Source organism: Kocuria aegyptia (genome assembly GCF_039530085.1).
In the GTDB taxonomy this organism is placed as follows: domain Bacteria; phylum Actinomycetota; class Actinomycetes; order Actinomycetales; family Micrococcaceae; genus Kocuria; species Kocuria aegyptia.
On the sequence record NZ_BAAAOA010000007.1, the window covers coordinates 119,077 to 143,249 of the forward strand.

The following is a 24,173-nucleotide window of genomic DNA, read 5'->3' on the forward strand; positions in this document are numbered from 1 at the left end:
ACCCCGCACCGTGACCCCTGAGCCCGTACCGTTCGACGTCCCCACCGACTCCGGGAAGCCCCGTGTCGTCTCGGGGGTGCAGCCCTCGGCGGACTCCCTGCACCTGGGCAACTACGTGGGGGCCGTGCGCAACTGGGTGGACCTGCAGGACGACAACGAGTGCGTGTTCTTCGTCGCCGACCTGCACGCCATCACCGCCGAGCAGGACCCGGCCGCCCTGGCCCAGCGGACCCGCACCACGGCGGCCCAGTACATCGCCGCGGGCATCGACCCCGAGCGCTCCACCCTGCTGGTGCAGTCCCACGTGCCCGAGCACGCCCAGCTCGCCTGGGCGCTCAACTGCATCACGGGCTTCGGCGAGGCGTCCCGGATGACCCAGTTCAAGGACAAGTCCGCCCGGCAGGGCGCCGAGAACGCCACGGTCGGGCTGTTCGCCTACCCGGTGCTGATGGCCGCGGACATCCTGATCTACCAGGCCCACCAGGTCCCCGTGGGGGAGGACCAGCGCCAGCACCTCGAGCTGACCCGCAACCTCGCCCAGCGGTTCAACGCCCGCTTCGGGGACACGTTCGTGGTGCCGGAGGCGAAGATCCTCGCCGAGTCCGCCAAGATCTACGACCTGCAGAACCCCGTCGCCAAGATGTCCAAGTCCGCCGCATCGGAGAACGGGCTGATCCGGCTGCTCGACCCCGCCAAGAAGAACGCGAAGAAGATCCGCTCGGCCGTCACCGACGACGGCACGGAGATCCGCTTCGACCGCGAGGCTAAGCCGGGCATCGCCAACCTGCTCACCGTGTACTCGGCGCTCACGGGCCGGTCCGTGCCCGACGTCGTGGGGGAGTACGAGGGAAAGCTGTACGGCCACCTCAAGGTGGGGCTGGCCGAGGTGGTCACCGAGACGCTGGACCCCATCCAGGCGCGCGCCCAGGAGCTGCTGGACGACCCCGCGGAACTGGACCGCCTCCTCGCCCGGGGCGCCGAGAAGGGCCGGGAGATCACCGTCCGGACCCTGGCAGCGGTCTACGACCGGATGGGCTTCCTGCCGCGCCTGTGCGGGTCCGGGGGGCTGGGCTAGGCTGGGTCCCGTCCTGTGAGGAGTTGAGTTGACCCGTACGCAGCAGTCCCCCACGATCCGCCCCGGCCAGGTGTACGCGGGCGTGGTGATCGAGCTGCCCGAGCCCGTGGGCCGGGAGCTGCAGGACTGGCGCGCGTCCTTCGGGGACCCCGCCTCCTACGCCGTGCCGGCGCACATCACGCTGATGATCGCCCCGCAGGCGGAGCGCTGGGCGGACGTGGTGGAGCGGGTGGGCTCCGTGGCCCGCGAGTGGGAGCCGTTCCGGGTGGAGATCAACGGCACGGGCACGTTCCGCCCCGTGAGCCCGGTGGTCTACCTGCGCATCGACGAGGGCGAGGAGCAGTGCCGGGCGCTGCACCACGCCCTGCACGAGGAGCGGCTCGTCTCGGCGTCCCCCTTCGAGTTCCATCCCCACGTCACGATCGCCCAGGCCGTGGAGGAGGAGGACCTCGACCGCGCCCAGGAGATGCTGCGGACCTACCGCGCCGGGTTCCTGGTGGACCGGATCGGTCTCTACGAGCTCGACGGCCGGGGCGTCTGGCGGATCCGCGAGGAGTTCCCCTTCACGGGGCACGACCGCGACCGGCGCTGAGCCGCCCCGGCCATGAGCACCCGCGCCGGCCCCCGCACCGGTCCCGTCCCGGAGCTGCCGCCCCGCGCGGTCGACCGGCACGGCATGCGGCGCGAGGCCCTGCGCCAGCGGGCGCTGCTGCGCGAGAAGCGGGCCGCCGGCGCCGGCGTCCTGGGCGTGGCCGGAGCGGCGCTCGGGGTGGCGCTCGCCGAGACGTACCGGCGGATGCCGGTCCGCGTGGTCCTGCACTACCTCTTCCACGGCGGGCCCCTGATGGCGGCGGGTCTGTCCTTCGTGCTGATCTTCGCCTCCACCGCCCTGCTGGTGATGGGCTTCTCCGTGATCGGCGTGTTCCTCGGCAACGACCCCCAGGTGCGGGACGCCGTGGTGGAGGCCGTGACGGCCCGCGTGCCGGGGCTGCTCGACACCGGGGAGGGGGGAGTGGTCCCCCTGGAGCTGCTCGAGGACACGCGGCCCTTCACCCTCGCCACGGTGATCGGCGCCGCCGTCCTGTTCTTCTCCGGCTGGCGCTGGGTCTCCGGCGTGCGGCTGGCGTTCCGGCGGCTCTTCGAGGTACCCCCGGCGCACGGGCTGCCCATCGCGGCCGTGCCGCGGGACCTGCTGGGCCTGCTCCTGCTGGGCGTGCTGCTCGCCCTCTCGGTCGTGGCCAACGGCGCGGCCTCGGGCTTCCTGGGCTTCCTGCTGGATGCCGCCGGGGAGCTGGGCTGGGGCAGCGGCCCCGAGTGGCTGCGCACCGGGATGACGTGGGCGCTGAGCACCCTGCTCGTCGTCGTGCTCGACGCCCTCTTCGCCCTCGAGCTCGTGCGGGGCGTGGCCGGGCTGCGGATCACCCGCCGTGCCCTGGCCGTCACGGTGCTCGCCGCGGCGGCCGGCAACTTCGCGCTGCGCTACATCGGGGGCGCGGTGATCGCCGGGGCCACCACCAACCCGTACCTGCTCTCGGTGGCCCTCGTGGTCGGCGTGCTCCTGTGGTTCTACCTGTTCAACCAGATCCTGCTGTTCTCGGCGGCCATCGGGGCGATCGTGCACGCGGACCAGCGCGGCGGGAGGGTGCACCCCGACGGTGAGAACGTCGCGATCACCGTCGTGCCCATGGCCTCCCCGGCCCGGCGCCGCTGAGCTGCCGCCCCGGACGACGGCGGCCCGTCCCCTGCCGTGCAGGGAACGGGCCGCGTCGGCCGGGGCACGCTCACATGGAGCGGCTCAGGATGGCGTTCTTGACCTCGGCGATGGCCCGCGTGACCTGGATCCCGCGCGGGCACGCCTCGGTGCAGTTGAAGGTCGTGCGGCACCGCCACACGCCCTCCTTGTCGTTGAGGATCTCCAGGCGCAGATCCCCGGCGTCGTCGCGGGAGTCGAAGATGAACCGGTGCGCGTTGACGATCGCCGCGGGACCGAAGTACTGGCCGTCGGTCCAGAACACCGGGCACGACGACGTGCACGCGGCGCACAGGATGCACTTGGTGGTGTCGTCGAAGCGCGCCCGGTCCTCCTGGGACTGGTAGCGCTCCATGGTCGGCTCGTTGCCGCCGGCCACCAGGAACGGCATGATCTCGCGGTAGGACTGGAAGAACGGCTCCATGTCCACGATCAGGTCCTTCTCGCACGGCAGGCCCTTGATGGGCTCCACCGTGACGGGCTTGGACAGGTCGAGGTCCTTGAGCAGCACCTTGCAGGCGAGGCGGTTCTGGCCGTTGATGCGCATGGCGTCCGAACCGCACACGCCGTGGGCGCAGGAGCGGCGGAAGACCAGGGTCCCGTCGATCTCCCACTTCACCTTGTGCAGGGCGTCCAGCACGCGGTCGGTGCCGTACATGGTGAGCTTGAACTCGTCCCAGCGGACCTCGTCCGAGACCTCCGGGTTGTAGCGGCGGATCTGCAGGGTGAGGTCGAAGGTCGGGATCTCCTGGTTGCCCTGCTGCTCCTCGGGCAGCTGCACCTGCGAGGCGGGCTCCCCGCCCTCGGCGTTCTCGGCGGCAGGGTCCACGGCCGGGGCCGCGGCCTCGTCGCGTGCGTCGGCGGACCCGGCGTCCGCGTCGGTCTTGTAGCCGGCGCGGTCGTCCTGGTCGTGACCCGGGGCGTGGCCGTGCTCGGGGGCGCGGTCCTGCGGGTCGTCGTTGCGGCCGTCCTCGGGACGGTCGGGAGTGTGTGCGGTGGACATCAGTACTTACGCTCCATGGGCTCGTAGCGGGTGAAGATGACGGGCTTCGTCTCCTGCCGGATCCCCGCGGTGGGGGAGGAGGGGTCGAGGTAGACCATCGAGTGCTTCATGAAGTTGGCGTCGTCGCGCTCCGGGTAGTCCTCCCGGAAGTGCCCGCCGCGGGACTCGTTGCGGTGCAGGGCGGCCACGGTCATGACCTTCGCGAGCTGGAGGAGGAAGCCGAGCTCCACGGCCTCGAGCAGGTCCAGGTTGAAGCGCTTGCCCTTGTCCTGGATGGAGATGTTCGCGTACCGGGCCTCGAGGGCGGCGATGTCGTCCAGCGCCGTCTGCAGGGTCTCGGCGGTGCGGAACACCTGGACGTTGAGGTCCATGGTGTCCTGCAGGTCCTTGCGGATCGCGGCGACCTTCTCGGTGCCGGTGCCGTTGCGGGCGTTGTCGAGCAGCGCCACGGTGCTGTCCAGGGCGGTGTCCGGGACGGGCACGAACTCCGCCTGCTGCGCGTACTCGGCCGCGTAGATGCCGGCGCGCTTGCCGAACACGTTGATGTCCAGCAGCGAGTTGGTGCCCAGGCGGTTGGAGCCGTGCACGGACACGCAGGCGACCTCGCCGGCGGCGTACAGGCCCGGGACCACCGTCTCGTTGTCCTGGAGCACCTCGGCCTTGATGTTGGTCGGGATGCCGCCCATGGCGTAGTGGCAGGTCGGGAACACCGGGACGGGCTCGGTGTAGGGCTCCACGCCCAGGTACGTTCGGGCGAACTCCGTGATGTCGGGCAGCTTCGCGTCGATGTGCGCCGGCTCGAGGTGGGTGAGGTCGAGCAGGACGTAGTCCTTGTTCGGCCCGGCGCCGCGGCCCTCGCGCACCTCGTTGGCCATGGACCGGGCCACGATGTCGCGGGGGGCGAGGTCCTTGATGGTCGGGGCGTAGCGCTCCATGAACCGCTCGCCGTCGGCGTTGCGCAGGATCCCGCCCTCGCCGCGGGCCGCCTCCGAGACGAGGATGCCCAGCCCGGCCAGGCCGGTCGGGTGGAACTGGATGAACTCCATGTCCTCGAGGGGCAGGCCGTTGCGGAACGCGATCGCCATGCCGTCGCCGGTGAGCGTGTGGGCGTTGGAGGTCGTCTTGTAGACCTTGCCCGCTCCGCCGGAGGCGAAGACCACGGACTTGGCCTGGAAGACGTGCAGCTCCCCGGAGGCGAGGTCGTAGGAGACGACGCCGGCGACGCGGCGCTGACCGTCCACCTCGGTCATGATCAGGTCCAGGACGTAGTACTCGTTGAAGAACTCCACGTTGTGCTTGATGCAGTTCTGGTACAGGGTCTGGAGGATCATGTGGCCGGTGCGGTCCGCGGCGTAGCACGCACGGCGCACGGGGGCCTTGCCGTGGTCCCGGGTGTGGCCGCCGAAGCGGCGCTGGTCGATCTTGCCCTCGGGGGTGCGGTTGAAGGGCAGGCCCATCTTCTCGAGGTCGAGGACGGCGTCGATGGCCTCCTTGGCCATCACCTCGGCGGCGTCCTGGTCGACCAGGTAGTCACCGCCCTTGATGGTGTCGAACGTGTGCCACTCCCAGTTGTCCTCCTCGACGTTGGCGAGGGCCGCGCACATGCCGCCCTGTGCCGCGCCGGTGTGGGAGCGCGTGGGGTACAGCTTGGTCAGTACGGCAGTGCGGGCGCGCTGGCCGGCCTCGATGGCGGCGCGCATACCGGCACCACCGGCGCCGATGATGACCACGTCGTACTTGTGAACCTGCATACCGGTTGTTCTTTCTGTTGGAAGTTCGGGGGATGTGCTGGGCCTGGTCGCCTGTGACCGGGCGGCGGAGGCGGCCCGCCGCGGGCCGGCCGCCTCCGGCAGGGCTCAGCCCGCGGTGCAGAAGCCGGCGAGCAGGGCGGGGTCCGCGCCGGCGGGGCAGGGCTCGAAGGTGAAGATGACGAGGGTGCCGAGCAGGACCACGAAGGCGGACGTGGTGAAGAGGAAGACTTTCAACCAGAACCGGGTCCGGTCCCGCTCCGCGTAGTCGTCGATGATCACGCGCAGGCCGTTGGTCCCGTGCAGCATCGCGAGCCACAGCAGGAGCATGTCGAAGACCTGCCAGAACGGGCTGGCCCACTTGCCGGCCACGAACGCGAAGTCCACCGCGTTCACGCCGCCCTCCGGGCCCACGAGGTTGACCCACAGGTGGACGAAGATGAGCACCACCAGGATCACGCCGGACAGGCGCATGAACAGCCACGCGAACATCTCGAAGTTGTTGCGCCGGGACGAGGAGCGGTTGTACTTGACGCCGTTGACCTCGAGGTCCTTGCTCCGGGGGACCGAGATGCTTGCCTTGAGCGGAGTGCTCATTGTGATTAACCCCCGAAGACGTGGGACAGGTGACGGATGAGGAACGGGATCATGACGACGACCCACAGGGCCAGCACGCCCCAGAGCATCTGCTTCTGGTACTTGGTGCCGCTGGACCAGAAGTCGACCATGATGATGCGCAGGCCGTTGAACGCGTGGTAGACGATGGCCGCCACGAGACCGGCCTCGCCGAGGCCCATGACCGGGTTCTTGTAGGTCGCCATGACCGCGTTGTAGGCCTCGGGTGAGACCCGCACGAGCGCGGTGTCCAGGACGTGGACCAGAAGAAAGAAGAAGATGGCCACGCCGGTGATGCGGTGGGCCACCCAGGACCACTGGCCATGAGCCTGGCCCCGGTACAGGGTGCCCTTGGATGTCTTCGCCACTGAAAAACCTCCCTGAGTCGCTCGCCGTCGTGCGCTCTAGAAATATCGGGAATTCGCACTGCGCACGACGTGAGCGGAGCCCTCCGGCTCTGTGTCGGATGATGCGCGAGTTCCCTCCCACGATACCAGCACGGCCGGTGTTTACTGACAGGATGTCCCGCCCGGGCGCACGGTTTCCGCCGCGGGCGGACGTGGTTTTCCGGGCGTTCCCCGACGAGGTCGTATGGTGTTGTCCGTGATCTCCCCACTCGCGCACTTCCACCCCTTCATTCCTGCCGGAGGGGTCGGCTCCCGGCTGTGGCCGCTCTCCCGGGCCGACGCCCCCAAGTTCCTGCTCGACCTCACCGGCTCCGGCTCGTCCCTGCTCCGCGCCACGTACGACCGGCTCGCGGGCCTGGGCGAGGGCCCGGTCATGGTCGTGACCGGGCGCACCCACGCCGCCGCGGTCTGCCGTCAGCTCCCGGAGCTCTCCGCGCGGGACCTCGTGCTCGAGCCGTCCCCGAAGGACTCGGCGGCGGCCATCGGCCTGGCCTGCATGCTCGTCCAGCGCCGCGACCCCGAGGCGATCGTCGGGTCCTTCGCCGCCGACCACGTGATCGAGCCCGCCGACGCCTTCCAGGACGTCGTGCGGGAGGCCGTGGCCGCTGCGGCGTCGGGGCGGATCGTGACCATCGGCATCCCGCCGAGCTCACCGGCCACCGGCTTCGGCTACATCCGGGCCGGCGCCGAGCTCGGGCTGCAGGGCGCGCCGCACGCCCTGCAGGTCGAGGAGTTCGTGGAGAAGCCCGACGAGGACACCGCCCGGCACTACGTGGCCGGCGGCAAGCACACGTGGAACGCCGGGATGTTCGTGGCCCCGGCGTCCCTGCTGCTGCGCCACCTGGCCGCGAGCCAGCCGCAGCTGCACGCGGGGCTCACCGAGATCGCCGACGCCTGGGGCACGACCGCCCAGGACGAGGTGGTGGACCGGGTGTGGCCCGGGCTGCCCAAGATCGCGATCGACTACGCCGTGGCCGAGCCCGCGGCGGCCGCCGGGGACGTGGCCATGGTCCCGGCGAGCTTCACCTGGGACGACGTCGGGGACTTCGCCGCGATCCGCCGGCTCAACCATGTCGATCCTCAGACCGATCCCGACGTCACGGTCCTCGGCGACAACAGCCGGGTGCTCTCGGACAGCTCCAGCGGCATCGTCGTCTCGGACACGGGCCGGCTGATCGCGCTGATCGGGGTCGAGGACATCGTCGTCGTCGACACCCCCGACGCGCTGCTGGTGACCACCCGGGAGCACGCCCAGCGCGTCAAGGACGCGGTGGCCTCGCTCAAGCAGAGGGGCAACACGGACGTGCTGTGAGCGTCCGGGGCCGTGCGCGCCCGGGAGTAGGCTGGGCAGATGCCTGACGCGCCATCCTCCGCCGCGGCCCTGGAGGCCGGCCTCCCGCCCGCCATCGGCCCCCTGCTCAAGCGCTTCCTCCCCGACCTGATCGCCTTCCGGCGGGACCTGCACCGGCACCCGGAGCTGTCCTACCAGGAGTTCCGCACCACGGACCGGATCGTGGGCGCCCTGGAGAACATGGGCCTCGCCCCGGTGCGGCTCTCGGACACCGGGTGCTACGTGGACATCGGCCACGGCCCGATCGCCGTGGGCCTGCGGGCGGACATCGACGCGCTGCCGATCCAGGAGGGCACGGGCCTCGAGTTCTCCTCCGTCAACGACGGCGTGGCGCACTCCTGCGGGCACGACATCCACGCCACGGTGATGGTGGGCGTGGCCAAGGTGCTCGCCGACCTGCACCGCACCGCCCACATCGCCGGGACCGTGCGGATCGTCTTCCAGCCCGCCGAGGAGCAGCTGCCCGGCGGCGCCCTCACCGTGCTGCGCCAGGGCGTCCTCGAGGGCGTGCCCCGGATGTTCGCCCTGCACTGCGAGCCGAAGGTCGACGTCGGCCAGGTGGGCACCCGGATCGGCGCGATCACGTCCGCCTCCGACACCGTGCGCATCGAGTTCACCGGCCGGGGCGGGCACACCTCCCGCCCCCACCTGACGCAGGACCTCGTCTACGCGATGGCCCAGATCGCCGTCAACGTCCCGGCCGTGCTCTCCCGGCGGATCGACGTCCGCTCCGGCGTGGCCGTGGTGTGGGGCCAGATGCACGCCGGCGTGGCCCCCAACGCCATCCCCGCCACCGGCTTCATGTCCGGGACCATGCGCTGCCTCGACGCCGACGCCTGGCACCGGGCGGGGAAGCTGCTCGACGAGGTCGTGCACCAGGTGGCGGCGCCCTACGGGGTGGACGTGGAGCTGGAGCACATCCGCGGCGTCCCGCCCGTGGTCAACGGGGAGGTCGAGACCACCCTGATCGAGAACGCCGCCCGCGCGGAGCTCGGCGAGGACGCGGTGGTGCTGGTGCACCAGTCGATGGGCGGGGAGGACTTCGCGTGGTTCCTCCAGGAGGTCCCGGGGGCGATGATGCGGCTGGGCACGCGCACGCGGGGCGGGCACACCTACGACCTGCACCAGTCGGACTACGTGGCGGACGAGGCCGCGATCGGCTGCGGCGTCCAGGTCATGGCCAACACGGCCCTGCGCGCCATCCGGCTGCACTCCCGGCGGGCGCGGCCGGACGTCAGCACCGACTGACGCCGGCCTCCCGCCCGCCGCGAGCCCCCTGGGTAGAGTGGCACCACGTCGCGCTCCCGCGTGACCGGGCCCGCCGCCCGGCCGCGCCCGTCCCCTGGAGGAACCATGACCTTCTCGCCCCGGACGCCCCGAGGTTCCCGCCCGCTCTCCGCCGTCGCGCTGCTCGGCGCCTCCGCCCTGGTCCTCGCCGGCTGCGGCGCCGCCCCCGAGGAGGGCGGGGAGGCGCAGGAGCAGGCCGCCGACTTCACCGGCTGCATCGTCTCCGACTCCGGCGGGTTCCAGGACCGCTCGTTCAACCAGAACTCCTACGAGGGGCTGCAGGCCGTCGAGGAGTCCATGGGCATCGAGGTCAACCAGGCCGAGTCCCAGGCCGAGACCGACTTCGAGCCCAACCTGACGTCCATGGTGCAGTCCGGCTGCGACCTCACGCTGTCCGTGGGCTTCCTCCTCGCCGACGCCACCCGGGCCGTGGCCGAGGCCAACCCCGAGTCGAACTTCGCGATCGTCGACGACGCCTCGATCGAGCTCGACAACGTCAAGCCGCTCGTCTACAACACGGCCGAGGCCGCGTTCCTCGCCGGCTACGTCGCGGCCGGCAGCACCCGGACCGGGACCGTGGCGACCTACGGGGGCATGGACATCCCGACCGTGACGGTGTTCATGGACGGCTTCGCCGACGGCATCGACCACTACAACCGGACCAAGGGCGAGGACGTCCAGCTGCTGGGCTGGGACAAGGACTCCCAGGACGGCACCTTCGTCAACAGCTTCACGGACACCTCCGCCGCGAAGACCACCACGCAGAACTTCATCAACGAGGGCGCGGACATCGTCCTGCCCGTGGCCGGGCAGGCGGCCCTCGGCACCCTCGACGCCGTGGTGGAGGCCAACGGCGGCGACGACGAGGTCCGCTTCGTGTGGGTCGACGCCGACGGCTACGAGACCCTCGACCAGGGCCGGGAGTACCAGCTCACCTCAGTGCTCAAGCAGATGAGCACCTCCGTGCAGGACGTGGTCGAGGCGGCCGCCCAGGGCGAGTTCAGCAACGAGCCCTACGTCGGCACCCTGGAGAACGGCGGCGTGGGCGTCGCCCCGTTCCACGACCAGGAGGAGGCCGTGGGGGAGGAGCTCGCCGGCGAGGTCGAGCAGCTGCGCCAGGACATCATCGACGGCACGGTCACCGTCGAGTCCGAGAACTCGCCGCAGGCCTGATCCCGGAGCGCACCGACCACGGCACCCACCGCCGCCGGCGAAGGCCCCGGCCGCAGCCGGCGGCGGTGGCGTGCCCGCCCGGGGCCGGCGGACGGCCCAGGAGGAGGACCACCCCACCATGAAGCTGGAACTGCAGTCCATCACCAAGCGGTTCGGCTCCTTCGCGGCCAACGAGGACGTCGACCTCGTCGTGGAGCCCGGTCAGATCCACTGCCTGCTCGGCGAGAACGGGGCCGGCAAGTCCACGCTGATGAACGTCCTCTATGGCCTGTACCGGCCGACGGAGGGGCGCATCCTCGTGGACGGCTCCGAGGTGTCCTTCCGGGGCCCGGGGGACGCCATGGCCGCCGGGATCGGCATGGTGCACCAGCACTTCATGCTCGTGCCGGTGTTCACCGTCGCGGAGAACGTGGCCCTCGGCGCGGAGAGCACCCGCGGCGGCACCCTCGACCTCGAGACCACCCGCCGCCGGATCCGGGAGATCTCCCGGCGCTACGGCTTCCACGTGGACCCGGACGCCGTGGTCGAGGACCTGCCCGTGGGCGTGCAGCAGCGCGTCGAGATCATCAAGGCCCTGGTGCGGGAGGCGCAGGTGCTCATCCTCGACGAGCCCACCGCGGTGCTCACGCCGCGGGAGACCGACGAGCTGCTCGAGATCATGCGACAGCTGCGCGGCTCCGGGAGGTCCATCCTGTTCATCTCCCACAAGCTGCGGGAGGTCAAGGCGATCTCGGACGTCATCACGGTGATCCGCCGCGGCCGGGTGGTGGGGCAGACGTCCCCGGAGGCCTCGACCTCCGAGCTCGCGGCCCTCATGGTGGGCCGGGACGTGTCCCTGACCGTCGCCAAGGACGAGGCCGAACCGGGGGAGCGGGCCCTGCAGGTCTCCGGGCTGACCGTGGTCGCCGACAACGGCGTGAAGCTGCTCGACGACGTCGGCTTCGACGTGGCCCGCGGGGAGATCCTCGCGGTGGCCGGCGTGCAGGGCAACGGCCAGACGGAGCTGGCCGAGGCGATCCTGGGCCTGCGGGAGCGGGCCACCGGCTCGATCCGGCTGGGCGGGACGGAGCTGCTCGGGAAGTCCGTGCGCCAGGTCCTGGACGCGGGCGTGGGCTTCGTCCCGGAGGACCGCTCCACGGACGGGCTCGTGGGCCCGTTCACGGTCGCCGAGAACCTCGTGCTGGACCTCTACGGCGACGACCGCTTCTCCCGCGGGCCGTCCCTGCGGCTGGGCGAGGTCCAGGCCAATGCCCGCCGCGCCGTGGAGGAGTTCGACGTCCGCACCCCCTCCGTGGACGCCCCCGTGCAGACCCTGTCCGGCGGCAACCAGCAGAAGGTCGTCATCGCCCGGGAGCTGTCGAGGCCCCTCGAGCTGTTCCTCGCCTCCCAGCCCACCCGCGGCGTGGACGTCGGCTCGGTCGAGTTCATCCACGAGCAGATCGTCGCCGAGCGGGACAAGGGCGTGCCCGTGCTCATCGTCTCGACCGAGCTCGACGAGGTGTACGCGCTGGCCGACCGGATCGCCGTGTTCTTCCACGGCCGGATCATGGGCATCGTGGGCCCCGACACTCCGCGCGGCGTCCTGGGGCAGATGATGGCCGGGGCCACCGCCGAGGAGCTCCGCGCGGCCGGCGTCTGGCCGGCCGCCCCCCGGCCGGGCGGGGACGGGCAGACCGGTCTCCAGCACGAGGTCCCTCCGCAGACCGCGGTCCCGCAGACGAAGGAGCAGGCATGAGCGCCACCGGACCGGCCCCTGCGGTCGCCGAGCAGCAGAAGGCGCCGCCGCCCACGGCCGTCGCACCCGGGGCCCCCCGGCGGGACTGGACGGGCTCCGCGGTGCAGTCCGTGCTCGCGATCCTCGCCGCCCTGGTCCTGGGCGGGCTGCTCATCGCCCTGACCGACGACCGGGTCGCCGACGCCGCGAGCTACTTCTTCGCCCGCCCCGGGGACACGCTCACGGCCATGTGGGCCGCCGCCTCCTCCGCCTACGAGGCGATGTTCTACGGCGCCGTCTACAACCCGAACGGCACCACGTTCGCGCAGCGGGTCTACCCGCTCGCGGAGACCCTGACCGTGGCCACGCCGCTGGTGCTGGCGGGGCTCGGCGTGGCCGTGGCCTTCCAGGCCGGGCTGTTCAACATCGGGGCCCAGGGGCAGCTGCTCATCGGCGCAGCGCTGGCCGCCTGGGTCGGCTTCGCCTGGCAGCTGCCGGTGGGCGTGCACCTGCTCGCCGTGGTCCTCGCCGGGGCCGCCGGCGGCGCGCTGTGGGGCGCGATCGTCGGCGTGCTCAAGGCCCGCACCGGCGCCCACGAGGTGATCCTGACGATCATGCTCAACTACATCGCCCTCAACCTCGTCGCCTGGCTGCTCACCCGCCCGGCGTTCCTGCGCCCTGGCTCCTCCAACCCCGTGAGCCCCCAGGTCGCGGAGACGGCGATGTTCCCCAAGCTGCTGGGCGAGCAGTTCCGGCTGCACTGGGGCTTCGCGCTCGCGGTCCTCGCCACGGTGTTCGTCGCCTGGCTGCTCCGGCGCTCCACGATCGGCTTCGAGCTGCGGGCCGTGGGCGCCAACCCGCGCGCGGCCCGCACCGCCGGCATCTCCGTCACGCGCGGCTTCGTCGTCGTCATGGTCCTGGCGGGCGCGCTCGCGGGACTCGCGGGCGTGGCCCAGATCTCCGGCACCGAGCGGGCGCTCACCGCGGGCGTCGCCGCGTCCTTCGGCTTCGACGCGATCACCGTGGCCCTGCTGGGCCGGTCGAAGCCGTGGGGCACGTTCTTCGCGGGCCTGCTCTACGGCGGGTTCCGTGCGGGGGGCGTCACCATGCAGTCGATGACCGGCACGAACATCGACATCGTCCTGGTCGTGCAGTCCCTGATCGTCCTGTTCATCGCCCTGCCGCCGCTGGTGCGGACCGGGCAGGACCGGGTCCGCTCCCGCCGCGGCCGGGGCGCCGCCACCGAGGGAGGCCGGGCATGAGCTCGCAGCATCCGCAACCGCGTCCCGAGCCGGCGCCCTGGGCGTCCGCCGGCAGATCCGCCGGCACGGCAGGCGACCCTGCCGGCGACAGCGCAGGCGGCCGGGTCGCGGCGACCCTGCCCCCGCCGGCCGAGGCCGAGCTGTCCACGACCGCGGCCAACGAGGTCGTGGGCGTCACGAGCTGGCGCACCCCGGTGGTCCTCGCCCTGCTGAGCCTCGTGGGCCTCCTGCTGTTCGGGCTGAACGCCCCGGACAACACGGTCGGCTTCCGCGTCTCGGAGGCCGGCGACCTCTTCCGCGTGCCGGACCTCGTGGTGCACGGCGTCCTGTGGGGCTGGCTCACCGTGGCCGTGCTCGCCGGGCTGACGGGCCTCGCGTTCCTGCGCGCCCGGGCCGGGGCGCACCTGCCCCGGTGGGCGGTGCTCGTGTTCGGCTTCTTCTTCGTCAGCGGCTTCCTCGTGTGGGTCGTGGGCAGCGCCCGCAGCCCGGACGTGTCCCTGTCCGGGCTGCTGGCCGGCTCCGTGGCGCTGGCCATCCCGCTGATCTTCGGCTCCCTGGGCGGTCTGCTGTGCGAGCGCTCGGGCGTGATCAACATCGCGATCGAGGGTCAGCTGCTGTTCGGCGCGTTCTCCGCCGCGGTGGCCGGCTCGCTCTCCGGCAGCGCCTGGGTGGGCCTGCTCGCCGCCGTCCTGGGGGCCGGGCTCGTCTCGCTCGTCCTGGCGGTCTTCTCGATCACCTACCGGGTCAACCAGGTGATCGTGGGCGTGGTGCTCAACGTGCTCGTGTCCGGGCTGACCGGCTTCCTCTTCGCCACGGTGCTGGAGTCGGACCCGGGCGTGTTCAATTCCCCGCCGCGGCTGCCGCGCTTCGCCGTGCCGGTGCTCTCGGAGATCCCCCTCATCGGGCCGATCGTCTTCGACCAGTCCGTGATCGGCTACCTGATGTACGCCGCGGTGGCGCTCGTGTGGTTCGCGCTCTACCGGACGCGCTGGGGGCTGCGGACCCGGTCCGTCGGGGAGCACCCCAAGGCCGCCGACACCCTCGGCGTGAAGGTCAACGCCCTGCGCTTCCGCAACGTGCTGCTGGGCGGCATGGTCGCCGGCCTCGGCGGCGCCTTCTACACGCTGGTCTCCGTCTCGGCGTTCACCCGGGACATGACCTCCGGCGCCGGCTACATCGCGCTGGCCGCGCTGATCTTCGGCCGGTGGAACCCGGTCGGGGCGCTGCTCGCGTCCCTGCTGTTCGGCTTCGCGTCCAACCTCCAGTCCATCCTGTCCTTCCTGGGCACCCCCGTGCCCAGCCAGTTCCTGGCCATGCTCCCGTACGTGGTCACGATCCTCGCCGTGGCCGGGCTCGTGGGCGTCTCCCGCGGCCCGGCCGCCATCGGCAAGCCCTACACGAAGGAGTGAGCGCCGCGTGAACGAGACCCTGCACCCCGGCGGCGGGACAGCCGACGGCGACGGCACCCGGATCGACTGGGACCGGCTGCGGGAGGCCGCCGTGGCCGCCCGCGAGCACGCCTACGTCCCGTACTCGCACTACCCCGTGGGCGCCGCCGCCCTCACCGAGGACGGGCGGGTGGTCTCCGGGTGCAACGTGGAGAACGCCTCCTACGGGCTGACCCTGTGCGCCGAGTGCGCCCTCGTCTCCGCGCTGCACATGTCCGGCGGCGGGCGGCTCGTCGCGTTCGTGTGCGTCGACGGGCGCGGCGACGTGATCATGCCCTGCGGGCGCTGCCGGCAGCTGCTGCACGAGCACCGCGCCCCCGGCCTGCGGCTGCTCACCGTCTCGGGGGTGCGCACCATGGCCGAGGTGCTGCCCGACGCCTTCGGCCCCGAGAACCTCTAGTCCCGGAAAGGACCCCTCATGACCGAGCAGTTCGACGCCGTCGACGTGATCCGGACCAAGCGGGACGGCGGTGCCCTGTCGCCCGGGCAGATCGCGTGGGTCCTGGACGCCTACACCCGCGGGGTCGTGGCCGAGGAGCAGATGAGCGCCCTGGCCATGGCGATCTTCCTGCGGGGCATGGACCGGGACGAGACCGCGTCCTGGACGCGGGCGATGATCGCCTCCGGCGAGCGGATGGACTTCTCCGCGCTCGTGCGCTCCGGGGCGCGCTCGGCCACCGCGGACAAGCACTCGACCGGCGGGGTGGGGGACAAGATCACGCTGCCGCTGGCCCCGCTCGTGGCCGTCTACGGCGTGGCCGTCCCGCAGCTGTCCGGGCGCGGACTCGGCCACACCGGCGGCACCCTGGACAAGCTCGAGTCGATCCCCGGCTGGCGGGCCGCCCTGTCCACCGAGGAGATGCTGGCCCAGCTGCGGGACGTGGGCGCGGTGATCTGCGCGGCGGGCTCCGGCCTGGCACCGGCCGACAAGAAGCTCTACGCGCTGCGGGACGTCACCGGGACGGTCGAGTCGATCCCGCTCATCGCGTCCTCCATCATGTCCAAGAAGATCGCGGAGGGCACCCAGTCCCTCGTGCTCGACGTCAAGGTCGGCTCCGGGGCGTTCATGAAGGACCTCGCCTCCGCCCGCGAGCTGGCCCGCACCATGGTCGACCTCGGCACGGACGCCGGCGTCACGACCACCGCGCTGCTCACCGACATGTCCACGCCCCTCGGCCTGGCGGTCGGCAACGCCGTGGAGGTCCAGGAGTCCGTGGACGTGCTCGCCGGGGGAGGTCCGGCCGACGTCGTGGAGCTCACCGCAGCGCTCGCGGCGGAGATGCTGGCCGCCTCCGGGATCCCCGACGCCGACCCCGCGGAGGCGCTGCGGGACGGGCGGGCGATGGACGCCTGGCGGGCCATGATCTCCGCCCAGGGCGGGGACCCCGACGCCCCGCTGCCGCAGGCCCGGGAGTCCGAGACCGTGGTGGCCGAGGCCGACGGCGTGCTCGCCGAGCTCGACGCCTACCAGGTCGGGGTGGCCTCCTGGCGCCTCGGCGCGGGCCGCGCCCGGCGGCAGGACCCGGTCCAGGCCGGCGCCGGGGTCCTGCTGCACGCCAAGCCGGGCGACACCGTCCGGGCGGGCCAGCCGCTGCTGACCCTGCGCACGGACACCCCCGAGCGCTTCGCGCGGGCCCGGGAGGCACTCGAGGGCGCCGCCGTGGTGCTGCCCGCGGCCCCGGCCGCCCGCCCGGGACACTCCGTGGTCCTGGAGACCGTGCGGTGAGTGCCGGCTGCTGAGCACCGGGGCCGAGCACCGGCCGCCGGGGCGGGCCCGCCTATACTGCGGAGAGAACCAGCGCGAAACGAGAACCGAGGGCGTGCGCACACGCTCGGAAGGGTGGGTCCAGTTGGGTCTGCGAGGCATTTTCCGGAAGAACACCGAGGACAGCACGCCGCGCCGCGAGACCGAGCGGCCGGAGCAGCCGGCCGTTGCGCCCGCCGGCCCGGACGGGCGCGACACCGGGGCCACTGACGCGGGCGTCCGGGACGCCGGTGACCAGGATCGCGGTGCCCAGGACTCGGGTCCCCGGGGGCTCGACGGGCGCGGTGCCGAGCAGCACGGCACGGGTGAGGCCCGGCCGCTGCCCGAGCGCGGCCCGCTGCCCTACCTCGTGGGCCGGCTGACGTCGCGGGGGGCCGACCGGGCCGTGCTCACGCTCGTCCAGCACGGCAACACCATGACCCACCAGACCCAGCAGTCCGTGGGCGACGCCGATCCGTCCGTGGAGTCCGGCACCGTGGACCAGGACTCGCCGCTCTTCGACCCCGTGGCCGATCTCTACAGCGAGGCCATGTCCTCGCCGCGCGGCGCGTGGCAGAACGCCCGCATCGAGGTGGGCCCGGAGCGGGACGGGATCCGGCACGTGGTGACGACCTACGGGTTCCCCGACGGCACCGAGGACGTGCACACCTGGCGGTCCGGCCGTCCCGTGCCGGGTCCCGCCCCGGCGGACGGCGGGCGGTCCGCCGCCGACCAGCACTCCGCGCAGGCGCACCCGGCCGCTGGGACGCCCTCCGCCGGCGAGCGCGGCACCGGTGAGCAGCCCCCCGCAGCGACCGGCGGCGCGTCCGAACCGGCGTCGCCGGGCGCCGGGGGCGCCGCGGCCGCAGCGACCGGGTCCTCCGCGGCCGGCGCCGTCCCCGCCTCCCGGCTCTCCGACGGGCCGACCCCCGAGCCCGTCGCCGCACCGGCGACCGAGCCGGAGACCGAGTCGGCGACCGTGCCGGCCTCCGGGGCGGAGCCCGTCCCCGCGGCCGGCCGGGAGGACGAGGACCAGCACGCTCCCGGCCACGGCACGTCCCACCAGGACGTCCCCGACCACGTCGACCACGAGGAGTGGCACGAGGACGTCGAACCGGCCGCGCCCACCGGGGCGGCGGCCGCGACGGCCGCCGCGGCCGCCGCCGGCACCGCCGCGGGGGACGACCACGACTCCTCCGCCCCCGAGACCGCGGTCTCCACCGACGTCTCCCCGTCCTACCGGGCGCCGGAGAGGCTCCCGGACCGGCCCTCCCAGGACAAGCTGGCCGAGGGCAACCTCGTGCTCAAGGAGGTCGACGTCCTGCGGCGGCTCGCGGACGCCCAGCGTCGCCTGTTCGGCGAGGACGGCACGGCGATGGACGTCTCCACCGTCCTGGTGCGGGTGCGGGCCCTGGGCACCTACTACGACGCCCTCACCCACGTGCGCAAGAACGGCTTCTGGGACCAGCGCCGCACCTTCGACCTCATCCCCGAGGAGCTGCTGCACGTGCAGGAGCTCAAGGACGAGTCCTACGTGGAGGGCAACGGCGCCCCGCTGGCCATGATGTTCCGCTTCCGCCCGGGCATCCCCCCGGAGGTGTCCTTCGACTACGCGGACGAGGAGGCCTTCGTGCGCTACGAGGACCGGCTGCCCGCGCAGAACTACCTCGAGGAGCTGCGCATGTACCCCCGCACCGGGGCGCACATCCCGCAGCACATGAACGAGGCCCTGCAGGACTGGAACTACTGAGACCGACCGAGACAGGGGCCGTCCCGACCGTGATGCTGACCTCCGCCGAACGGCACCCGGGCCGCGTGCCGGACCGGGTGCTGCGCGACCTGCCCAAGGTGTGCCTGCACGACCACCTCGACGGCGCCCTGCGCCCGGCCACGGTGGTCGACCTGGCCGCCGCGGCCGGGCACCGGCTGCCGACCGAGGACCCCGAGGCGCTGGGCCGGTGGGTGCGGGAGGCCGCCGGCTCCGGCTCGCTGCTGCGCTACCTCGCGACCTTCGAGCACACGGTCGCGGTGATGCAGACCCCCGAGGCGCTCGTGCGCTGCGCCCGGGAGTACGTCGAGGACCTCGTGGCGGACGGGGTGGTCCACGCCGAGGTGCGCTGGGCCCCCGAGCAGCACACCGCCGGGGGCCTGTCGATGGCCGAGGCCGTGGAGGCCGTCCGGCTCGGGCTCTCCGAGGGCGTGCTCGCCGCGGAGGATGCCGGCCACATCGTGTCCGTCACCCAGATCCTCTGCGCCCTGCGCCACGCCGACCGCTCCCTGGAGGTCGCCCGGCTCGTGGTGGACAACCGGGACCGCGGCGTGGTGGCCTTCGACCTGGCGGGCCCCGAGGACGGCTTCCCGCCCGCCCGTCACCGGGCCGCCCTCGAGCTGCTCGCGGACGAGCTCGTGCCCGTCACCCTGCACGCGGGGGAGGCCGCGGGCATCGAGTCGATCCGGGACGCGCTGGCCACGGGCCGCGCCCTGCGCCTCGGCCACGGGGTGCGCATCGCGGAGGACATCGACATCGACTACCTGGAGGACGTCGCCGTCGTCGACCTCGGGCGCACGGCCGAGTGGGTCCGGGACCGGGGCATCGCCCTCGAGGTGTGCCCCACCTCCAACCTCCAGACCGGGGCCGTGGCCGCGTTCGGCGCCGGTCCCGAGCGGCACCCGGTGGACATGCTCTACCGGACCGGCTTCACGGTGACCATCTCCCCGGACAACCGACTGATGAGCGGGACCACGGTCACGGACGAGCTGGCCCTGCTCGTGACGCACTTCGGCTACGGGCTCGAGGACCTGGAGCGGCTGCAGCGCAACGCCGCGGCCGCCGCCTTCCTGCCGCTCGAGGACCGCAGCGCCTTGGACGGGATGATCAGCGACGGCTTCGAGGGGATGCACGCATGAGCCAGGGGCACGGAACCGACGACGTCGCGGCGGGGCTCGGCGTCCCGGAGCGGACCGGGCAGCGCTTCGCCGAGCTCGTGGCGGTCATGGACCGGCTGCGCTCCCCGGGCGGGTGCGCCTGGGACGGGCAGCAGACCCACGAGTCCCTCGTGCGCTACCTCGTGGAGGAGGCCTACGAGGTGGTCGAGGCGGTCGAGGCCGAGGGCGGGCCCGCGGCGCACGCCGGGCTGCTCGTCGAGGAGCTCGGCGACGTCCTGCTGCAGGTGGTCTTCCACGCCCGGGTCGCCCAGGAGCGCCCGCGGGCCGAGGGCGGCTTCGACGTGGCCGACGTGCTGGAGGCGATCACCGCCAAGCTGGTCCGCCGGCACCCGCACGTCTTCGACGCCGGGGCCACCGGGGACGTCGCGGGGGAGCAGACCCTCGAGCAGCTGCACTCCCGCTGGGAGGACCTCAAGCGGGCGGAGAAGCCCGAGCGGACCGGGCCCTTCGACGGCATCCCGCCGCACCTGCCGGCCCTGGCCCTCGCGGAGAAGACCCTCGCGCGGGCCCGCAAGCAGGGGCTCGAGCCCGCGCGTCCCGCCGCGGAGGAGCCCGGTGCCCCGCGCACCGAGGAGGAGCTGGGCGAGGCGCTCCTCGCGCTCGTGCGCGCGGCCTCCGCGCGCGGGCTCGACGCCGAGCGGGCCCTGCGCGGGGCCGCCCGCGCGTACGCCGCGGCCCGGAACGGAGCCTGATCCCGTCCCCGGGCCGCTGCCCACCCCCGGCCCCCGGCGCCGAGTCGCTAGGCTGGAGCCGCCGGGGGAACCCGGCCCCGCGGGTGCGGACCCTCGGGCGGCGCCCGGCACCGGGGCCCCGACCGCCCCAGCACGCACGTTCCACCCACGTCAGCGACAAGCTCAGCACCAACGTCAGGAGCAACCCATGGCCATGATCACCGCAGTGCACGCCCGCCAGATCCTCGACTCCCGCGGCAACCCGACCGTGGAGGTCGAGGTGTTGCTGGAGGACGGCAGCTACGGCCGGGCGGCGGTGCCCTCGGGCGCCTCCACCGGTGCCTTCGAGGCCGTCGAGCGCCGCGACGGCGACCAGAAGGTGTACCTCGGCAAGGGCGTCCTCGACGCCGTGAAGGCCGTCGACGAGGAGATCGCCGAGGCCGTGATCGGCCTCGACGCGACCGACCAGCGGCTGGTCGACCGCACCATGCTCGACCTCGACGGCACGGACAACAAGGCCGGCCTCGGCGCCAACGCCATCCTGGGCGTCTCCCTGGCCGTGGCCCGCGCCGCAGCGAACGCCTCCGACCTCGAGCTCTACAAGTACCTGGGCGGGCCCAACGCCCACGTGCTCCCGGTGCCCATGATGAACATCCTCAACGGCGGCTCCCACGCGGACTCCAACGTGGACATCCAGGAGTTCATGATCGCCCCGATCGGCGCCGCGACGTTCTCCGAGGCCCTGCGCACCGGCGTGGAGGTCTACCACTCCCTCAAGGGCGTGCTCAAGGAGCGCGGGCTGGCCACCGGGCTGGGCGACGAGGGCGGCTTCGCCCCGAACCTCGACTCCAACCGGGCCGCCCTGGACCTCATCTCCGAGGCGATCGAGAAGGCCGGGTACACCGTGGGCACCGACGTGGCCCTCGCCCTGGACGTCGCCTCCTCCGAGTTCTTCGAGAACGGCAAGTACAGCTTCGAGGGCCGGCAGCTCAGCGCCGCCGAGATGACCGCCTACTACGAGGAGCTCGTGCGCGACTACCCGATCGTGTCCATCGAGGACCCGCTGGACGAGGACGACTGGGCGGGCTGGCAGGCCCTGACCGCCTCCGTGGGCACCAAGGTGCAGATCGTCGGCGACGACCTCTTCGTCACCAACCCGGAGCGGCTCTCCCGCGGCATCGAGGAGGGCGCCGGCAACGCCCTGCTCGTGAAGGTCAACCAGATCGGCTCCCTCACGGAGACCTTCGACGCGATCTCCCTGGCCCAGCGGCACATGTTCCACTGCATGATCTCCCACCGCTCCGGCGAGACGGAGGACACCACGATCGCCGACATCGCGGTGGCCACCAACGCCGGGCAGATCAAGACCGGCGCGCCGGCCCGCTCCGAGCGCGTGGCCAAGTACAACCAGCTGCTGCGCATCGAGGAGGAGCTCGGGGACGCCGCGCGCTACGCGGGTGCCTCCGCGTTCCCGCGCTACACCGCGAAGTGACCACCCGCGGCGGCTGACCGGCCCCGCCGGTCCGTCGTCGTGCAGGAGGGAGCGGCCGTTCCCGGCAGCGGCCGCTCCCTCCCCGAGCGCTACACTGGTCCCCGTCCCCGCCCTTCGCCCGTGAGGTCACCATGCCCGCTCCCCGCCCGCGCACCACCCGCCTGCTCGGCGGGCGCGACGCCGCGCCGGGCACCCGCGGGCACGACGGCGGGCCGGGCGGCGGATCCAGCGCCGTGGGATCGCCGGTCCCCGCACGGACCTTCAGCGGGCGCTTCCTGATCCTCACGCTCGTGGCCGTGCTCATCGTGTTCCTGGCCGCGCCGACCACCAAGATCTTCCTCGAGCAGCGGGCGGAGATCGCCCAGCTCGAGCGCGCCATCGCCGACATGGAGGCCCAGCAGGCGTCCCTGGAAGACCAGGTGGAGCAGTGGTCGGACGAGACCTACGTCAAGCAGCGGGCCAGGGACCGGCTCCTCTACGTGATGCCGGGGGAGCGGTCCTACCTCGTGGTGGGGGCCGAGGAGATGGACGGGGCCGTGGTGGACTCCTCGGCGGCGCAGGTCGAGGCAGAGAAGCCCGCGTGGGTGGATGCCCTGTGGCAGTCCGTCGTGGCCTCCGCCTACGAGGACGCCCCTCCCGCGGCGGGCACCGGAGCGGCCGAGGGCACGGAGACCGGCGGGGAACCGGGCGGCGCCGACGATCCCGCGGCCCCCGGCACCGCGCCGGAGACCGGTGCGGGAACGGCGCCCGGCACCACGGAGCCGGCAGAACAGACAGAGCAGACAGAGCAGAGCGTCCCGTCCGCACCGGCGGACGGGACCGGCGCGCCGCAGGACGCGGCGACGGACAGCCGCGGCAGCCCCGCGGAGTGAGGAACGGCGTGAACCCCCAGCACGGACACGATCCCGGCGACCGACCCGCCCCCCGGGGACTCGGGGTGACGGCCGGGACGGTCGACCCCACGCCCCTGGACCTCCAGGTCCTCTCCCGGCAGCTGGGGCGCCCCGTGCGCGACGTCGTCGAGATCCCGGCCCGCTGCACGTGCGGGAACCCGCTCGTGGCGGCCACCGCGCCGCGCCTGGCCAACGGTACCCCGTTCCCCACCGTGTTCTACCTCGCCCACCCCGTCATCACCGCCGCGGTGTCCCGGCTGGAGGCCGCGGGGTTGATGTACGCGATGACGGACCGCATCGCCGAGGACGAGGCGCTGGCGGCCGCCCACCGCGCCGCGCACGAGGACTACCTCGCCGAGCGCGCCCGGATCGGGGCCAAGGCCGGCACCGGGCCCGTCCCCGAGATCGAGGGCATCTCCGCCGGCGGGATGCCCGTGCGGGTCAAGTGCCTGCACGTGCTCGCCGGCCACGCCCTCGCGGCCGGGCCCGGGGTGAACCCGCTCGGGGACGAGACCCTCGACGCCATCGCCGAGTGGTGGACCCCCGGCGCCTGTCACTGCGACCCCGCCTGGCGCGAGGCCTGAGATCCACCCGCCCCCGACACCCCGAGGACTCCCCATGCGCGTAGGCGCCATCGACTGCGGCACCAACTCCGTCCGACTGCTCATCGCCGATGCCCGGGAGGAGGCGGGACACACGGTGCTCGACGACGTCGTGCGCGAGATGCGCGTGGTCCGGCTCGGCCAGGGCGTGGACGCCACCGGCTGGCTCGCCGAGGCGGCGCTCGAGCGCACGTTCGCGGCCGCCGACGAGTACGCCCGGCTGCTGAAGGAGCACGACGTGGAGCAGCTGCGGTTCGTGGCCACGAGCGCCACCCGCGACGCCGGCAACCGGGACGTCTTCCTTGCGGGGATCCGCGAACGGCTCGGCGTGAGCCCCGAGGTCATCACCGGCGACGAGGAGGCCGAGCTGTCCTTCCGCGGCGCCTCGACCGCCGTGCCCGGCACGGACCCCGAGGACCGGGTGCTCGTGGTCGACCTCGGCGGCGGGTCCACCGAGTTCGTGCTCGGCAACTCCTGGGGCGTGCGCGCGGAGCGCAGCGTGGACATCGGCTGCGTCCGGCTGACCGAGCGCCACCTCGGCTCCAACCCGCCCACCCCCGCCCAGCAGGAGGCCGTGCTGCGCGACGTCGACCACGCCGTGGACGTCGTCCTGCAGACCGTGCCCCTCGCCGAGACGACCCACCTGGTGGGCGTCGCCGGCACCATCACGACCGTCACCGCGCACGCCCTCGGGCTGCCCGGCTACGACCCCGCGGCGATCGACGGCGCGGAGCTGCCCGCCGAGCGGATCGCGCAGGCGTGCCGGGAGCTCACGGGCATGACCCGCGCGGAGCGCGCCGCGCTTCCCTACATGCACGAGGGTCGCGTCGACGTCATCGGCGGCGGTGCCCTCGTGTGGCGCCGGATCGTCGAGCGGGTGGGTGCCGCCACCGGTGGACGCGTGGACTCCGCGATCGTGAGCGAGCACGATATTTTGGACGGGATCGCCCTGTCCCAGGTCGGCTGACCCGCCCGGACCCCCCCGACCCGGA

General features: G+C 73.0%; 22 protein-coding genes. 18 read left to right on the forward strand and 4 right to left on the reverse strand.

Going from position 1 to position 24,173, the window contains the following annotated elements:
* Positions 1–10: 10 nt before the first annotated feature.
* From trpS to ABD220_RS02795, 3 genes are read left to right on the forward strand one after another with little or no spacing between them, the layout of a single operon-like run.
* The gene (gene trpS, locus ABD220_RS02785) at positions 11–1,075 is read left to right on the forward strand and encodes a tryptophan--tRNA ligase (protein ID WP_344119626.1); all 1,065 of its coding nucleotides are present in this window, start codon (positions 11–13) and stop codon (positions 1,073–1,075) included.
* A 28-nt stretch (positions 1,076–1,103) separates the two neighbouring features.
* Positions 1,104–1,667, forward strand: a complete 564-nt coding sequence (locus ABD220_RS02790) for a 2'-5' RNA ligase family protein (protein WP_344119628.1) — start codon at positions 1,104–1,106, stop codon at positions 1,665–1,667.
* Between the two features lie 12 nt (positions 1,668–1,679).
* Positions 1,680–2,786 (forward strand): YihY/virulence factor BrkB family protein, encoded by a 1,107-nt coding sequence (locus tag ABD220_RS02795; protein WP_344119629.1) that lies wholly within the window; start codon positions 1,680–1,682, stop codon positions 2,784–2,786.
* A gap of 70 nt (positions 2,787–2,856) precedes the next feature.
* Here the strand turns inward: ABD220_RS02795 and ABD220_RS02800 are convergent, their stop codons facing one another.
* The 4 genes from ABD220_RS02800 to sdhC all read right to left on the reverse strand — a co-directional run bounded on the left by ABD220_RS02800 (position 2,857) and on the right by sdhC (position 6,559).
* Entirely contained in the window at positions 2,857–3,828 is a 972-nt protein-coding gene (locus ABD220_RS02800) for a succinate dehydrogenase iron-sulfur subunit (protein WP_344119631.1), read from the reverse strand.
* A complete protein-coding gene (sdhA, locus tag ABD220_RS02805; RefSeq protein ID WP_344119633.1) occupies positions 3,828–5,579 on the reverse strand; it encodes a succinate dehydrogenase flavoprotein subunit in 1,752 nt (583 codons plus the stop codon). Before sdhA ends, ABD220_RS02800 begins: the two co-directional genes overlap by 1 nt.
* 105 nt (positions 5,580–5,684) lie before the next feature.
* On the reverse strand, positions 5,685–6,173 hold the full coding sequence (locus ABD220_RS02810; protein ID WP_344119635.1) for a succinate dehydrogenase hydrophobic membrane anchor subunit: 489 nt from the start codon (positions 6,171–6,173) through the stop codon (positions 5,685–5,687).
* Positions 6,174–6,178: 5 nt separating this feature from the next.
* A complete protein-coding gene (gene sdhC / locus ABD220_RS02815; RefSeq protein WP_017832184.1) occupies positions 6,179–6,559 on the reverse strand; it encodes a succinate dehydrogenase, cytochrome b556 subunit in 381 nt (126 codons plus the stop codon).
* Between the two features lie 223 nt (positions 6,560–6,782).
* Between sdhC and ABD220_RS02820 the strand changes: the two genes are divergently transcribed.
* The 15 genes from ABD220_RS02820 (at position 6,783) to ABD220_RS02890 (ending at position 24,148) form a co-directional block, all read left to right on the forward strand.
* A complete protein-coding gene (locus ABD220_RS02820) occupies positions 6,783–7,910 on the forward strand; it encodes a mannose-1-phosphate guanylyltransferase (RefSeq protein WP_344119636.1) in 1,128 nt (375 codons plus the stop codon).
* Between the two features lie 39 nt (positions 7,911–7,949).
* Complete coding sequence (locus ABD220_RS02825) at positions 7,950–9,197, forward strand: amidohydrolase (protein WP_344119638.1); 1,248 nt, start codon at positions 7,950–7,952, stop codon at positions 9,195–9,197.
* Between the two features lie 105 nt (positions 9,198–9,302).
* The gene (locus ABD220_RS02830) at positions 9,303–10,409 is read left to right on the forward strand and encodes a BMP family lipoprotein (protein WP_344119640.1); all 1,107 of its coding nucleotides are present in this window, start codon (positions 9,303–9,305) and stop codon (positions 10,407–10,409) included.
* A 118-nt stretch (positions 10,410–10,527) separates the two neighbouring features.
* Entirely contained in the window at positions 10,528–12,144 is a 1,617-nt protein-coding gene (locus ABD220_RS02835) for an ABC transporter ATP-binding protein (protein ID WP_344119642.1), read from the forward strand.
* Entirely contained in the window at positions 12,141–13,385 is a 1,245-nt protein-coding gene (locus ABD220_RS02840) for an ABC transporter permease (protein WP_344119644.1), read from the forward strand. The genes ABD220_RS02835 and ABD220_RS02840 overlap by 4 nt, the downstream gene beginning before the upstream one ends.
* Positions 13,382–14,794: an ABC transporter permease gene (locus ABD220_RS02845; protein ID WP_344119646.1), complete on the forward strand. Its 1,413-nt coding sequence runs from the start codon at positions 13,382–13,384 to the stop codon at positions 14,792–14,794. The genes ABD220_RS02840 and ABD220_RS02845 overlap by 4 nt, the downstream gene beginning before the upstream one ends.
* Before the next feature lie 7 nt (positions 14,795–14,801).
* The gene (locus ABD220_RS02850) at positions 14,802–15,233 is read left to right on the forward strand and encodes a cytidine deaminase (RefSeq protein WP_344119648.1); all 432 of its coding nucleotides are present in this window, start codon (positions 14,802–14,804) and stop codon (positions 15,231–15,233) included.
* 18 nt (positions 15,234–15,251) lie between these two features.
* Positions 15,252–16,559 carry a thymidine phosphorylase gene (locus tag ABD220_RS02855; protein WP_344119650.1) on the forward strand — a complete coding sequence of 436 codons (1,308 nt, stop codon included), beginning with the start codon at positions 15,252–15,254 and terminating at the stop codon, positions 16,557–16,559.
* 94 nt (positions 16,560–16,653) lie between these two features.
* Positions 16,654–18,327: a hypothetical protein gene (locus ABD220_RS02860; protein ID WP_344119651.1), complete on the forward strand. Its 1,674-nt coding sequence runs from the start codon at positions 16,654–16,656 to the stop codon at positions 18,325–18,327.
* A 32-nt stretch (positions 18,328–18,359) separates the two neighbouring features.
* On the forward strand, positions 18,360–19,484 hold the full coding sequence (locus ABD220_RS02865) for an adenosine deaminase (protein ID WP_344119709.1): 1,125 nt from the start codon (positions 18,360–18,362) through the stop codon (positions 19,482–19,484).
* Positions 19,481–20,215 carry a MazG nucleotide pyrophosphohydrolase domain-containing protein gene (locus ABD220_RS02870; RefSeq protein ID WP_344119653.1) on the forward strand — a complete coding sequence of 245 codons (735 nt, stop codon included), beginning with the start codon at positions 19,481–19,483 and terminating at the stop codon, positions 20,213–20,215. The genes ABD220_RS02865 and ABD220_RS02870 overlap by 4 nt, the downstream gene beginning before the upstream one ends.
* A 187-nt stretch (positions 20,216–20,402) precedes the next feature.
* On the forward strand, positions 20,403–21,686 hold the full coding sequence (eno, locus tag ABD220_RS02875; RefSeq protein ID WP_344119654.1) for a phosphopyruvate hydratase: 1,284 nt from the start codon (positions 20,403–20,405) through the stop codon (positions 21,684–21,686).
* Positions 21,687–21,817: 131 nt separating this feature from the next.
* Positions 21,818–22,558 (forward strand): FtsB family cell division protein, encoded by a 741-nt coding sequence (locus ABD220_RS02880; protein WP_344119656.1) that lies wholly within the window; start codon positions 21,818–21,820, stop codon positions 22,556–22,558.
* A gap of 8 nt (positions 22,559–22,566) precedes the next feature.
* Positions 22,567–23,163, forward strand: a complete 597-nt coding sequence (locus ABD220_RS02885) for a DUF501 domain-containing protein (protein ID WP_344119657.1) — start codon at positions 22,567–22,569, stop codon at positions 23,161–23,163.
* 34 nt (positions 23,164–23,197) lie between these two features.
* A complete protein-coding gene (locus ABD220_RS02890; RefSeq protein ID WP_344119659.1) occupies positions 23,198–24,148 on the forward strand; it encodes a Ppx/GppA phosphatase family protein in 951 nt (316 codons plus the stop codon).
* Positions 24,149–24,173: the final 25 nt, after the last annotated feature.

Excerpts from the sequence above, each read along its gene's own strand:
- ABD220_RS02795 (WP_344119629.1), top strand. The coding sequence starts at position 1,680 with ATGAGCACCCGCGCCGGCCCCCGCACCGGTCCCGTCCCGGAGCTGCCG.
- ABD220_RS02840 (WP_344119644.1), top strand. The coding sequence starts at position 12,141 with ATGAGCGCCACCGGACCGGCCCCTGCGGTCGCCGAGCAGCAGAAGGCG.
- ABD220_RS02880 (WP_344119656.1), top strand. The coding sequence starts at position 21,818 with ATGCCCGCTCCCCGCCCGCGCACCACCCGCCTGCTCGGCGGGCGCGAC.
- ABD220_RS02845 (WP_344119646.1), top strand. The coding sequence starts at position 13,382 with ATGAGCTCGCAGCATCCGCAACCGCGTCCCGAGCCGGCGCCCTGGGCG.
- ABD220_RS02890 (WP_344119659.1), top strand. The coding sequence starts at position 23,198 with ATGCGCGTAGGCGCCATCGACTGCGGCACCAACTCCGTCCGACTGCTC.
- ABD220_RS02865 (WP_344119709.1), top strand. The coding sequence starts at position 18,360 with ATGCTGACCTCCGCCGAACGGCACCCGGGCCGCGTGCCGGACCGGGTG.
- eno (WP_344119654.1), top strand. The coding sequence starts at position 20,403 with ATGGCCATGATCACCGCAGTGCACGCCCGCCAGATCCTCGACTCCCGC.
- ABD220_RS02810 (WP_344119635.1), bottom strand. The coding sequence starts at position 6,173 with ATGAGCACTCCGCTCAAGGCAAGCATCTCGGTCCCCCGGAGCAAGGAC.
- ABD220_RS02835 (WP_344119642.1), top strand. The coding sequence starts at position 10,528 with ATGAAGCTGGAACTGCAGTCCATCACCAAGCGGTTCGGCTCCTTCGCG.
- ABD220_RS02870 (WP_344119653.1), top strand. The coding sequence starts at position 19,481 with ATGAGCCAGGGGCACGGAACCGACGACGTCGCGGCGGGGCTCGGCGTC.
- sdhA (WP_344119633.1), bottom strand. The coding sequence starts at position 5,579 with ATGCAGGTTCACAAGTACGACGTGGTCATCATCGGCGCCGGTGGTGCC.
- ABD220_RS02820 (WP_344119636.1), top strand. The coding sequence starts at position 6,783 with ATGGTGTTGTCCGTGATCTCCCCACTCGCGCACTTCCACCCCTTCATT.
- ABD220_RS02830 (WP_344119640.1), top strand. The coding sequence starts at position 9,303 with ATGACCTTCTCGCCCCGGACGCCCCGAGGTTCCCGCCCGCTCTCCGCC.
- ABD220_RS02800 (WP_344119631.1), bottom strand. The coding sequence starts at position 3,828 with ATGTCCACCGCACACACTCCCGACCGTCCCGAGGACGGCCGCAACGAC.
- ABD220_RS02825 (WP_344119638.1), top strand. The coding sequence starts at position 7,950 with ATGCCTGACGCGCCATCCTCCGCCGCGGCCCTGGAGGCCGGCCTCCCG.
- ABD220_RS02855 (WP_344119650.1), top strand. The coding sequence starts at position 15,252 with ATGACCGAGCAGTTCGACGCCGTCGACGTGATCCGGACCAAGCGGGAC.